Origin of the sequence: Caballeronia sp. SEWSISQ10-4 2 (genome assembly GCF_030464885.1) — a bacterium.
Lineage (GTDB): Bacteria > Pseudomonadota > Gammaproteobacteria > Burkholderiales > Burkholderiaceae > Caballeronia.
The window spans coordinates 1-11,408 of record NZ_JALPRJ010000148.1; the positions used below are offsets into that span (position 1 = coordinate 1).

Annotated in this window: 10 protein-coding genes and 3 pseudogenes; 11 read left to right on the forward strand and 2 right to left on the reverse strand. The window is 64.1% G+C overall.

Going from position 1 to position 11,408, the window contains the following annotated elements:
- The first annotated feature begins 189 nt into the window (after positions 1-189).
- Both M0D69_RS42020 and M0D69_RS42025 read left to right on the forward strand, forming a co-directional pair.
- The gene (locus M0D69_RS42020) at positions 190-1,944 is read left to right on the forward strand and encodes an FAD-dependent monooxygenase (protein WP_301787695.1); all 1,755 of its coding nucleotides are present in this window, start codon (positions 190-192) and stop codon (positions 1,942-1,944) included.
- Positions 1,945-2,407: 463 nt separating this feature from the next.
- Positions 2,408-2,788: a BON domain-containing protein gene (locus M0D69_RS42025; protein ID WP_301787696.1), complete on the forward strand. Its 381-nt coding sequence runs from the start codon at positions 2,408-2,410 to the stop codon at positions 2,786-2,788.
- 41 nt (positions 2,789-2,829) lie between these two features.
- Here the strand turns inward: M0D69_RS42025 and M0D69_RS42030 are convergent, their stop codons facing one another.
- Positions 2,830-3,015 carry a helix-turn-helix domain-containing protein gene (locus M0D69_RS42030; protein WP_301787697.1) on the reverse strand — a complete coding sequence of 62 codons (186 nt, stop codon included), beginning with the start codon at positions 3,013-3,015 and terminating at the stop codon, positions 2,830-2,832.
- Positions 3,016-3,191: 176 nt separating this feature from the next.
- Between M0D69_RS42030 and M0D69_RS42035 the strand changes: the two are divergent.
- From M0D69_RS42035 to M0D69_RS42075, 9 genes and pseudogenes are all read left to right on the forward strand, one after another.
- Positions 3,192-3,332 (forward strand): annotated as a pseudogene (locus tag M0D69_RS42035) (isovaleryl-CoA dehydrogenase); the annotation flags it as partial.
- Between the two features lie 7 nt (positions 3,333-3,339).
- On the forward strand, positions 3,340-3,981 hold the full coding sequence (can, locus tag M0D69_RS42040; RefSeq protein WP_301787698.1) for a carbonate dehydratase: 642 nt from the start codon (positions 3,340-3,342) through the stop codon (positions 3,979-3,981).
- A 31-nt stretch (positions 3,982-4,012) separates the two neighbouring features.
- Positions 4,013-5,620: a carboxyl transferase domain-containing protein gene (locus tag M0D69_RS42045; protein WP_301787699.1), complete on the forward strand. Its 1,608-nt coding sequence runs from the start codon at positions 4,013-4,015 to the stop codon at positions 5,618-5,620.
- Between the two features lie 7 nt (positions 5,621-5,627).
- A complete protein-coding gene (locus tag M0D69_RS42050) occupies positions 5,628-6,434 on the forward strand; it encodes an enoyl-CoA hydratase/isomerase family protein (RefSeq protein ID WP_301787700.1) in 807 nt (268 codons plus the stop codon).
- Positions 6,435-6,446: 12 nt separating this feature from the next.
- Complete coding sequence (locus tag M0D69_RS42055; RefSeq protein WP_301787701.1) at positions 6,447-8,447, forward strand: acetyl/propionyl/methylcrotonyl-CoA carboxylase subunit alpha; 2,001 nt, start codon at positions 6,447-6,449, stop codon at positions 8,445-8,447.
- Positions 8,444-9,343, forward strand: a complete 900-nt coding sequence (locus M0D69_RS42060; RefSeq protein WP_301787702.1) for a hydroxymethylglutaryl-CoA lyase — start codon at positions 8,444-8,446, stop codon at positions 9,341-9,343. The genes M0D69_RS42055 and M0D69_RS42060 overlap by 4 nt, the downstream gene beginning before the upstream one ends.
- A gap of 19 nt (positions 9,344-9,362) precedes the next feature.
- A pseudogene (locus M0D69_RS42065) lies at positions 9,363-9,488 on the forward strand (electron transfer flavoprotein subunit beta/FixA family protein); the annotation flags it as partial.
- Between the two features lie 65 nt (positions 9,489-9,553).
- A complete protein-coding gene (bioB, locus tag M0D69_RS42070) occupies positions 9,554-10,558 on the forward strand; it encodes a biotin synthase BioB (protein ID WP_301787703.1) in 1,005 nt (334 codons plus the stop codon).
- The gene (locus M0D69_RS42075; RefSeq protein ID WP_301787704.1) at positions 10,555-10,971 is read left to right on the forward strand and encodes a hypothetical protein; all 417 of its coding nucleotides are present in this window, start codon (positions 10,555-10,557) and stop codon (positions 10,969-10,971) included. The genes bioB and M0D69_RS42075 overlap by 4 nt, the downstream gene beginning before the upstream one ends.
- Positions 10,972-11,016: 45 nt before the next feature.
- On the opposite strand, the pseudogene M0D69_RS42080 reads toward M0D69_RS42075, so the two are convergent.
- Positions 11,017-11,283 (reverse strand): annotated as a pseudogene (locus M0D69_RS42080) (hypothetical protein); the annotation flags it as partial.
- Positions 11,284-11,408: the final 125 nt, after the last annotated feature.

Genomic DNA, 11,408 nt, shown 5'->3' on the forward strand with positions numbered 1-11,408 from the left:
TGCAGAAGTTTGTGATGCGCGAGGAGATGATTCGGGTTCTGAATTTGAGCGAGAACAGGTCCGCATGATAGGTGCATGACATCTGAGTAGACCCATCAATCAGGTCATTCCTTTTTTCAATGTAATCAGTTATCCATAAGAAAATGTTGTGCCAGAGGATGACGAGGTTTTAATATCAGGAGATTCGATATGCCAGAAATTACTACAGACGTGCTTATCGTGGGATCGGGGCCGGCGGGCTCTGCCTGTGCCGCGTTGCTCTCGACGTACGGTGTTGAGAATATGGTCGTCAACATGTACCGTTGGCTAGCCAATACGCCGAGGGCACATATTACGAATCAGCGAACAATGGAGGTCCTTCGCGATCTCGGCCGGGAAGTCGAGCAGGAGGCTTACCTGCACGCGACCGATGAGGATCTCATGGGTGGAACGGTTTTCTGCGAGAGTCTGACGGGCGAGGAGATTGGCCGGGCGCCCAGCTGGGGCTTGCATCCCACCTCGAGAGGGGAGCGCCGATTGGCGAGTCCCACAAAGATGAATGATTTGCCGCAGACCTTCATGGAGCCGCTTCTGTTCACGACGGCTTGCGCACGCGGCACGCAGGCGCGGATGAGCACGGAATACTTGAGCCACACGCAGACGGATGACGGTGTGGTCACGCTATGCCGCGACCGATTGAGCGGAGAGGAGTTCACGGTCAGGTCCAGGTACCTGATCGGCGCGGACGGCGGGAATTCCGCGGTGGCAAAGAACGCGGGACTGCCTTTCGAAGGGAAGATGGGTGTGCGCGGCTCAATGAACATCTGGTTCCGCGCTGACCTCTCTGAATTTGTCGCGCATCGCCCTGCGGTGCTCTACCCGATCATGCAACCGGGTGCGGAAGTCGGCGGTATTGGAATGGGCCTGATACGGATGGTGCGGCCGTGGAACGAATGGTTGATCGTCTGGGGCTATGACATTAACGAACCGACTCCAGTTGTCGATGAGGCCAAGGCCACTGAGATCGCGCGTCAGCTGGTCGGCAAGCCGGATCTCGAGATTCAGTTGCTGGGGGCGAACACGTGGACAGTCAACAATATGTATGCAACTCGTATGCAAGATGGGCGGGTTTTCTGCATGGGCGACGCTACGCATCGGCACCCGCCGTCAGGAGGATTGGGCTCCAATACTTCCATTCAGGACGCGTTCAATCTTGCCTGGAAACTGGCGGCGGTGATCAAAGGGAAAGCGGGCGAAGCGCTTCTCGATAGCTATTCAATGGAGCGCGCCCCGATCGCGAAGCAGATCGTCAACCGTGCTAATCAATCGATTGCCGAATTTGCGCCACTCTATCAAGCGCTTGGGATTGCCGAAACGACGGATGCGGAGGTCATGCAGGCCAACATGCATGCTCGCAGCCAAGCGACTGCCGCGGCGGAAAAGCAACGGGAGGAAATTCGCGATGCGTTGACGTTCAAGCGATATGAACTGGACGCCCACGGGGTCGAGATGAATCAACGCTATCGCTCGAGTGCCGTTGTCACTGACGGTCAAGCTGAACCCACCTTCGAGCGCGATCCCGAACTGCATTACCAGTCGACGACGTGGCCAGGCGCTCGATTGCCGCACGCCTGGGTGTTCGACAAACGGGGACGGCAACAATCGACGCTGGACCTGGCCGGGCATGGACGGTTCGCTCTTTTTACCGGACTCGGAGGCGAGGCATGGGCCGCGGCCGCCGCGGAGGTCGGCGAGGAACTTGGAGTGGAAATCGACGTGCACGTCATTGGCCCGCGACAGCAGTATGCGGACCATGCCGGCGAATGGGCTCGTGTCAGGGAGATCAGCGACAGTGGCTGTGTGCTGACCCGCCCGGACCATCATGTGGCTTGGCGGAGCTTCGAGGTGGTGGCTGATCCGGCCGCTGAGCTTCGCCGCGTCATGCGCAGCGTGCTCGCACAATAGGCGCTGTTGGCCGCGCCTTGCTCCGGGCCGCAAGACGCGGAATAAGTCACTAAGGTTCGGTCGGCGGGGCTGCAGGTGGCGCTCGGGGCAATCCATCCGGTGCCAGCGCCAGCGTATGCTAACGAAATGGCAAGGGAGCAAGTCCCAAGGTTTCGCGGCGTTCGGGACAGCGGCTGGGGACGCACCGGCCCAGACGACCTGGCCGACTTCAGCGATGCCATCTGGATCGATTCACGCAGCGTTCAGACTCTGTTCCCTTTCTAGGGCGAAAGAGACGCTTGTTTTAATTAATGCTACGAAGCATGTTGAAACCGAGACTTCATGGAACGCGCCTTTTCCACGAACTGAAGAAGGGCCCCGACACGGGCGTGTACGACATCGGAGTTGGCCGTGTGCACTGAATGAAAGACGTTCTGGTCCATGCGTCGAACGACCTTAACCTTTGAAACACAATGGTGAGCCAATGAGAACGACATACAGAGTGGCGTTTTGGGCGTTAGCGGGATGGCTGTCAACGGTTGCTCTTGCTCAGGAACCGGCATCCAGCTCGGCTGCGCAAGACGGCGCCGCGGTGGCGAGTGAAGCGTCTCAGCCTGACGTCTCGAAGAAAGCCCAGCGCGGCGCGGACCGCTCGTTTGCGCGGAAAGTGCACCAGGCGTTGAACAAGACCAAAGGCCTCGAAGGTGCGGACATCGCGGTATTTGCGAATTCGCGTACAGGTGAGGTGATTCTGGCGGGGTTTATCGATCGACAAGACCAGGAAAACATCGCAACGGAAGCCGCTGGCAAGATACCGGGCGTCAAGTCAGTCACTAGCAAGGTAGTGCTGCGACCGCAGCTTTAATGAGTTCCAGCGTGCTTCCTGGCAGAGATCCGCACTTGCATTCACCGTGTCGTGGCGCTGGACTTGTGTCGATACTCGCTTGGCGACTCGCCGGTCCAGTGCCGGAATGCTCGGGCGAACGTCTTTTCGCTTGCGAAACCGAGCGACAGCGCAATCTGTTTGATCGGCTGAGTGGTGCGGCACAACTGTTCGATGGCCTGTTCGCGTCGGACCGCATCCTTCAGCACCTGCAGCGACGTACCCTCTTGTGGACGAGATGCCGATGACGATCACCGGCAAGGTCCAGAAGTTCGCGATGCGCGATCGCATGATCGACAAGCTCAAGCTTCCGCGCCCCCCCACTAGCTGATCTCGATTTATTAACGGGAAGGAGACTCCTCTCATGGTTCAGGTATTCGCGCTCACCTTCGACCTCGGCGACATCATCCAGATGCTGGGCGACAGCGTACGGGTTTTCGCCGCCAAGCTGTACGAGACCGGCGTCGGCACGAGCGAGATTCGGCGCATGCTGACCGGGCGCGAGTTGTACGCCGAAACCACGTGAGGCCGCGATGTGCACCCTTGACACCCTATTCGCGAACAACCGCGCGTGGGCGAACCAGCGCGTCGCCGAGGACGCCGACTTCTTCACCCGGCTCGCGCGGCAGCAGTCGCCGCGCTACCTGTGGATCGGCTGCTCCGACAGCCGCGTACCGGCCAACGAGATCCTGGGGCTCGCGCCCGGCGAGGTGTTCGTGCACCGGAACATCGCCAACGTGGTGGTGCATTCGGACCTGAACTGCCTGTCGGTGCTGCAGTACGCCGTCGAGACGCTGAAGGTCGAGCACATCATGGTCGTCGGCCACTACGGCTGCGGCGGTGTACAGGCGGTCGCCGAGCGCCGCTCAACCGGACTCGCCGACAACTGGCTGCGCCACATCGAGGACATCGCGAACAAGCACGATGCGCGGCTCGAGGGTCAAGGCGACGAGAACCGCGGCCGGCGACTGGTCGAGCTCAACGTGGTGGAGCAGGTCGCGAACGTCTGCCGGACCACCATCTTGCGGCGCGCCTGGTACCGCGGCCAGCGCGTCGAGGTGCACGGGCTGGTCTACGACCTGGCCGACGGACTGCTGCGGCGCGTCGGCGTGAGCGTCAGCGGCGGACAGCCGTGGGACGAGCGCTATCACGCGTCGTTGCAGACCCTGAAGTGAGACTTGTACCCAAGGAATCGAGGAGCGAGACATGCAGGTCATGAATACCCAGGTCAAGCCGCAATCGGCCGAGTTCCGGGCCAATGCCGACGCGATGCGCACATTGGTCGAGGATCTACGCGCAAAGGCGTCGGAGGTGGAACAGGGCGGCGGCCCCGCTGCGCGCGACAAACACACCGCGCGCGGCAAGCTGCTGCCGCGCGAGCGCGTCGAACAGCTACTCGACCCGGGCACGCCTTTCCTCGAGATCGGCCAGCTAGCGGCGCACGGCATGTATGACGGCGCCGCGCCAAGCGCCGGCGTGATCGCCGGCATCGGCCGCGTGCAGGGCGTCGACTGCATGGTCGTCGCCAACGATGCGACGGTGAAGGGCGGCACCTACTACCCGATGACGGTCAAGAAGCACTTGCGTGCTCAGGAGATCGCGCAGCAGAACCACCTGCCGTGCATCTACCTCGTCGATTCGGGCGGCGCGTTCCTGCCCAAGCAGGACGAGGTTTTCCCGGACCGGGATCACTTCGGGCGCATCTTCTACAACCAGGCGAACCTGAGCGCTTTGGGCATTCCGCAGGTCGCGGTGGTGATGGGCTCATGCACCGCGGGCGGAGCCTACGTGCCGGCGATGAGCGACGAGACCGTGATCGTGCGCAACCAGGGCACGATCTTCCTCGGCGGCCCGCCATTGGTGAAGGCCGCGACCGGCGAAATCGTCAGTGCAGAGGATCTCGGTGGCGGCGACGTGCATTCGCGCATCTCGGGCGTGGCCGACCACTTGGCCGAGAACGACGCGCACGCGCTCTTCATCGCGCGCCGCATCGTCGCCAACTTCAATCGCCGCAAGCCCGCGACGGTGACGCTCGAGGCCAGCGAGGAGCCGCTGTACGACCCGCAAGAGATCTACGGCGTGATCCCGCAGGACACGCGCAAACCGTATGACGTGCGCGAGATCATCGCACGCGTCGTCGACGGCTCGCGCTTCGACGAGTTCAAGGCGCGCTACGGCACGACACTCGTCACTGGCTTCGCGCGGTTGTACGGCATGCCGGTGGGGATTGTCGCCAATAACGGCATCCTGTTCGGCGAATCGGCGCTGAAGGGCGCGCACTTCATCGAACTCTGTTCGCAGCGTGGCGTGCCTCTCGTCTTCCTGCAGAACATCACGGGCTTCATGGTCGGACGCAAGTACGAGAACGACGGCATCGCCAAGCACGGCGCGAAGATGGTGACCGCGGTCGCCACCACGCAAGTGCCGAAGATCACGATGTTGATCGGCGGCAGCTTTGGCGCGGGCAACTACGGCATGTGCGGGCGCGCGTATTCGCCGCGTTTTCTTTGGATGTGGCCCAACGCACGCATCAGCGTGATGGGCGGCGATCAGGCCGCCGGCGTGCTCGCCACGGTTCGGCGGGAAGGCATGGAGGCCAGGGGCGCGCGGTGGAGCGCAGACGAAGAGGAAGTGTTCAAGGCGCCGATCCGCGCCCAGTACGAGACGCAGGGTCACCCGTATTACGCGACGGCGCGGCTGTGGGACGACGGCGTGATCGATCCCGCGCAAGCCCGCCGCGTGCTCGGCCTGTCGCTGTCGGCGACGCTGAATGCGCCGATCCTGCCGACGAGATTCGGCATCTTCCGGATGTGAGGCCGCTATGAGCTACGAGACATTGAAGATCGAGCACCGCGGTGCTGCCGCGTGGGTGTGGATGAGCCGTCCCGACGTTCACAACGCATTCGACGCGACGCTGATCGCCGAGTTGACCGACGCGTTCGCGGCGCTGGATCGCGACCCGGCGGTGCGCGCGATCGTGCTGGCTGGCGTGGGCAAGAGCTTCTCGGCCGGCGCGGACCTCAACTGGATGAAGCGCCAGGGCGCTGCTGCGCTGGAGGCGAACCTGTCGGACGCTCGCAAACTCGCCACGCTGTTCCGCACGATCTCGATGTGCGCCACGCCAACGCTGGCTCGCGTGCACGGCGCAGCACTCGGCGGTGGCATGGGGCTGGCGTCGGCGTGCGACATCTGCATCGCGTCGACGAAGGCGCAGTTTGCGACCTCCGAAGTGCGCCTGGGGATCATCCCGGCGGCGATCGGCCCCTACGTCGTGCGGGCGATCGGCGAACGCCAGGCATATCGGTACTTCCAGTCGGCCGAGCGCATCGGCGCCGGGCGCGCGAGAGAAATCGGACTGGTACACGAGGTGGCCGAGCCCGACGCGCTGAATGCAAAGGTTCAGGAAGTCATCGATGCGCTGCTCGCCGGCGGACCGCTCGCGCAGGCGGGCGCTACCGAACTGATTCGCGCGGTCGCCCATCGGGCGGTCGACGACGATGTCGTCGAGGACACCGCACGTCGCATCGCCACGCTGCGCGCGACGCCCGAGGCCGGGGAGGGACTGAGCGCGTTCATCCAGAAGCGTCCGGCGGCATGGGTGCCCGCGCCTCCCGCAGAAAGTGCCTGAAGGAGACGACACATGTTCAACAAGATTTTGATCGCCAATCGCGGAGAGATCGCCTGCCGCGTAATCAAGACCGCGCGCAGCATAGGCATCGTCACGGTGGCTGTGTATTCGGAGGCGGATGCGGACGCCCGGCATGTGCGCATGGCCGATGAGGCCGTGCTGATCGGTCCGCCGGCGGCCGGCGAGTCCTACCTCGTCGCCGAGCGCATCCTGGCAGTCGCGAAGAAGACCGGCGCCGAAGCGATCCATCCCGGCTACGGCTTCCTGTCGGAGAACGAGGATTTCGCCGATGCCTGCGAACGCGAAGGCATCGTCTTCATCGGGCCGCCCGCTTCGGCGATCCGCGCGATGGGGCTGAAGTCGGCATCGAAGGCGCTGATGGAGAAAGCCCAAGTGCCGTTGACGCCCGGCTACCACGGCGACAACCAGGATCCGGCGTTTCTCGCCAGCCAAGCCGACGCAATCGGCTATCCGGTGCTGATCAAGGCGAGCGCCGGCGGCGGCGGCAAGGGCATGCGGCGCGTCGACGCCGCCGCCGACTTCGAGGCCGCGCTCGCTTCGTGCAAGCGCGAGGCGCGCAACGCGTTCGGCGACGATGACGTGCTCGTCGAGAAGTACATCCTTCAGCCACGCCATATCGAGATCCAGGTCTTTGGCGACACGCACGGCAACTGCGTGTACCTGTTCGAGCGCGACTGCTCGGTGCAGCGCCGGCACCAGAAGGTACTTGAGGAAGCGCCCGCTCCGGGTATGACGCCCGAGCGCCGCGCCGCAATGGGCAAGGCCGCGGTCGAAGCGGCCAAGGCAGTCGGCTACGTCGGTGCGGGGACGGTCGAGTTTATCGCCACGCAGGATGGCAAGTTCTACTTCATGGAGATGAACACGCGGCTGCAGGTCGAGCATCCGGTAACGGAGATGATCACCGGGCTCGATCTGGTCGAGTGGCAGCTGCGCGTGGCCAGCGGCGAGCCGCTGCCGCTCAGCCAGGAGCAACTGGAAATCAACGGCCACGCGATGGAGGCACGGATCTACGCGGAAGATCCTGAGCGCGGCTTCCTGCCGTCCACCGGCCGGCTGGTGCACTTGTCGCCACCGCCTGTGACCGACTTCGTACGCGTGGACACCGGCGTCGAACAGGGCGACGAGATCTCGCCGCACTATGACCCGATGATCGCGAAGCTGATCGTCTGGGGCGAGGATCGCCGGCAGGCGCTCGATCGCATGCGGCAGGCGCTGGCGCAGTACCGCATCGTCGGCGTGTCGAACAACGTCGACTTCCTCGCGCGCCTCGTCGCCGTGCCGTCGTTTGCCAACGCGCAGCTCGACACCGGCCTGATCGAGCGCGAGCACGCGCTGCTGTTCCCGCCCGCCGGGGACGTGCCGGCGGAGGTCTGGCTGCTCGCGGCGCTCGCCGAGCTGTTGCGCGAGCAACGCCTGGCGCAGAAGAAGGCCGTGCGGTCGGCAGACCCGGATTCGCCCTGGCACACGTTCGACGGCTGGCGCCTGAACGGCCGCGCCGGCCGGCGGCTGATGTTCCGAGCCGGCGAAGTGGCACAGGATGTCGGCGTCGCGGTCGTCGCGGGCGGCTACTGGTTGACGCTCGGCGCCCAGCAGATCCTTGCGCGCGGGTCGCTCGGCGCCGACAGCGAGTTGCAGGCGCAGATCGGCGAGCGAAGGCTGCGCGCCGCGGTTGTTGCCAGCAACGAACGTCGACACGTGTTCTTCGAGGGGCGCGCGTGGCCGCTGGCGGTCGTGGATACGCTGCACGTCGGCGGCGCGGGAGAGGAGGTGGCATCCGGCCTGTGTGCGCCGATGCCCGGAAAGGTTGTCGCGTTGATGGTCGAGCCCGGCGCCCGGGTCGAGAAGGGCGCCCCGCTGCTCGTGCTCGAGGCGATGAAGATGGAGCACACGATCAGCGCGCCGCGCAAGGGCGTGGTCAAGGCGTTCCGGTTCGCGCCGGGCGACCAGGTCTCCGACGGGGCCGAGCTGCTGGATTTCGAAGGAGTCGAATGATGGAACACGTGCGCATCGTGGAAGTAGGTCCGCGCGACGGGCTGCAGAACGAGAAGCAGAACGTCCCGACCGCGATCAAGCTGGAGCTGATCGAACGCCTGGCCGGGGCCGGCCTGCGCGATATCGAGGTCACATCGTTCGTGTCGCCGAAGTGGGTCCCGCAGATGGCGGATCACGCCGAAGTGATGCGGGGATTGCGGCGCCGACCGGAAGTGAATTATCCGGTGCTGGCGCCGAACCTGAAGGGCTTCGAGGCCGCTGTGGCCGAAGGCGCGAGTGAGGTGGCCGTGTTCGCGGCCGCGTCGGAGGGCTTTTCGCAGAAGAACATCAACTGCTCGATTGACGAATCGATCGACCGCTTCGTTCCCGTGCTCGACGCCGCCAAGCGTCAGGGCGTCAAGGTCCGGGGCTACGTGTCCTGCGTGGTGGCGTGTCCGTACGAAGGCGCGATCGCGCCGCAGAAGGTTGCGCACGTGGCCGCGCGCCTGCACGAACTCGGCTGCTACGAGGTGTCGCTCGGCGACACGATCGGCGCCGGCACGCCGGGCTCGGTGCTTCGCATGCTCGAGGCGGTAGCGGCGGGGGTGCCTGTCAACTGCCTGGCGGGGCATTACCACGATACCTACGGCATGGCTGCAGCCAACGTCCACGCGTCGTACGACTTCGGGCTCCGGGTGTTCGACAGCTCGATCGCCGGGTTGGGCGGCTGCCCTTACGCCAAGGGTGCGACCGGCAACGTGGCGACCGAGGACGTCGTGTATCTGCTGCACGGACTGGGCGCGGACACCGGTGTTGATCTGGACGCGCTGGTGGACTGCGGCGCCTGGATCTCGGCTCAACTTGGCCGCGACAACGGTTCCAGGGTCGGCCGGGCCGTTCTTTCCAAGCGTGCTTGATCAAGTGAAGGAGGCGACAGTGGAGATTCTCATGTCCCTGAAGCGAGTGGTTGACTACAACGTGAAGGTGCGCGTGATGAGCAACGGCGCCGGAACGGACATCGCCAAGGTCAAGATGTCCATGCCCCCCCTCGACGAGATCGCTGCATATCCTGATGCCGTTGCCTTGCACGTCGTTCCGGGCCGGCGTTCCTTTTCTGGAGTTGCTGCATGAACACTGTCGCCACCATTCCTTTGTCGGCCCTGAAGAAGCCCGCTGCGCTGTCCAATGCGCGATGGCGCGTCGAAGACGTCGAGGCGCTGTTTGCTTGGCCGCTGATGGATTTGCTGCATCGCGCGCAGCAGGTACACCGCCAGTATTTCGATCCCAACGAGATCCAGTTGTCGACGCTGTTGTCGATCAAGACCGGCGGTTGCGCCGAGGACTGCGGCTACTGTCCTCAGTCGGCACATGTCGACACCGGCGTGAAAGCCGGCAAGCTGATGCCGGTGGCGGAGGTCGTCGAGGCCGCGCGCATGGCGAAGGACCAGGGGGCGACACGCTTCTGCATGGGGGCCGCATGGCGCAGTCCGAAGCCGCGGGACATGGCGGCCGTCACCGAGATGGTCCGGCAGGTGAAGGGGCTGGGGCTGCAAACCTGCATGACGCTCGGCATGCTCGATGGGAGCCAAGCCGACGCATTGAAAGACGCAGGACTCGACTACTACAACCACAATCTCGACACGGCGCCCGAATACTATGGACGCATCGTCAGTACCCGGACCTACCAGGATCGCCTTGATACGCTGGCCCACGTGCGCGAAGCGGGTATCCATGTGTGCTGCGGCGGCATCGTCGGCATGGGGGAAGGACGCTTGCACCGGGCGGGCCTGATCGCGCAGCTCGCCAACCTTGATCCGTATCCCGAGTCGGTACCGATCAACAATCTGGTGCAGGTCGAGGGCACGCCGCTGGCCGGCACCGAGCCGCTCGATCCGTTCGAGTTCGTGCGGACCGTCGCGGTGGCGCGCATCACGATGTCGAGCGCGATGGTCCGGCTCTCCGCGGGGCGCGAGCAGATGGACGATGCGCTGCAGGCCTTGTGCTTTCTGGCGGGCGCGAACTCGATCTTTTATGGCGACAAGCTGCTGACCACGGGCAATCCGCAAGCGACGCGAGACCGCGCACTGCTCAACCGATTGGGCCTGCGTATCCAGAGCGAAGGTGCGATATGAGCACGCTGCCCTTGCTGGCTGGGGGCGCGTCGCCGCTCGGGCGCCCGATGATCGACGATGACTTTCTGGAGAACACCTATCCGACGTACGAGGTGTTGCGCGATGCCGGACCGATCCACTGGAGCGACGAGTTCTTCGGTGGCGCATGGCTGCTCACCCGGCACGAGGACGTCGAGGCGATGTTGCGCGACCCGCGCTTCTCGGCGCGCCGTACCGGTCTCTGGGTGATGAACAGCGGCGAGGCGCGCGCAACGAGCTCAACGGGTTCCAGCAACTGTTCGCTCGCGCGATGCTGTTCCTGGACGCGCCGGATCACTCGCGCATACGCCGCGTGCTGCATGCGGGTTTCCGGCCCGACGTGCTGCAGGCTTTGCGGCCGCACATCGAAGCGCTGGTCGACGAGCTGCTGGTGACGACTTTATTGGTGCGACGTGGAGAGTGAACCAAACCATGGGAGGTCAATTCACGCCGCTCGTCGTGCACTCGGCGAGTTTGCAGCTACAGAAGTCTTGGTCAACACGGGCAAGTTTCGCAATCGAGAATTCATCGTTGAGAACAGTAACTCTGACTTGTGCCAGGCAGTGCGCTCCCTCGTCCGTCCATCGCATTTGTTGCTTCTTCGCCATGCGATGGCTGACCACCAAGTTCACCGCGGACTCGGCAATGCTGCTGATCGGTAGCCCCTTGTGATAGCGCATGCCATAGTTCACGAGCGTACCGGCGTTGTTCTCGATGTGGAAGTACAGGCGGCGCAGGTTCCAGTACAACGGTCAGTGCCACAACGGTCTTGACCTTGCGCGGCGATCTTCGGCTTGCGCCCGGGTCGTGTCTCATCGCGCTCGATCCCCGT

What these genes read in the sequence shown, in the direction of transcription:
- M0D69_RS42020 (WP_301787695.1), top strand. Translation starts at nt 190, where the DNA reads ATGCCAGAAATTACTACAGACGTGCTTATCGTGGGATCGGGGCCGGCG.
- M0D69_RS42025 (WP_301787696.1), top strand. Translation starts at nt 2,408, where the DNA reads ATGAGAACGACATACAGAGTGGCGTTTTGGGCGTTAGCGGGATGGCTG.
- can (WP_301787698.1), top strand. Translation starts at nt 3,340, where the DNA reads ATGTGCACCCTTGACACCCTATTCGCGAACAACCGCGCGTGGGCGAAC.
- M0D69_RS42045 (WP_301787699.1), top strand. Translation starts at nt 4,013, where the DNA reads ATGCAGGTCATGAATACCCAGGTCAAGCCGCAATCGGCCGAGTTCCGG.
- M0D69_RS42050 (WP_301787700.1), top strand. Translation starts at nt 5,628, where the DNA reads ATGAGCTACGAGACATTGAAGATCGAGCACCGCGGTGCTGCCGCGTGG.
- M0D69_RS42055 (WP_301787701.1), top strand. Translation starts at nt 6,447, where the DNA reads ATGTTCAACAAGATTTTGATCGCCAATCGCGGAGAGATCGCCTGCCGC.
- M0D69_RS42060 (WP_301787702.1), top strand. Translation starts at nt 8,444, where the DNA reads ATGATGGAACACGTGCGCATCGTGGAAGTAGGTCCGCGCGACGGGCTG.
- bioB (WP_301787703.1), top strand. Translation starts at nt 9,554, where the DNA reads ATGAACACTGTCGCCACCATTCCTTTGTCGGCCCTGAAGAAGCCCGCT.
- M0D69_RS42075 (WP_301787704.1), top strand. Translation starts at nt 10,555, where the DNA reads ATGAGCACGCTGCCCTTGCTGGCTGGGGGCGCGTCGCCGCTCGGGCGC.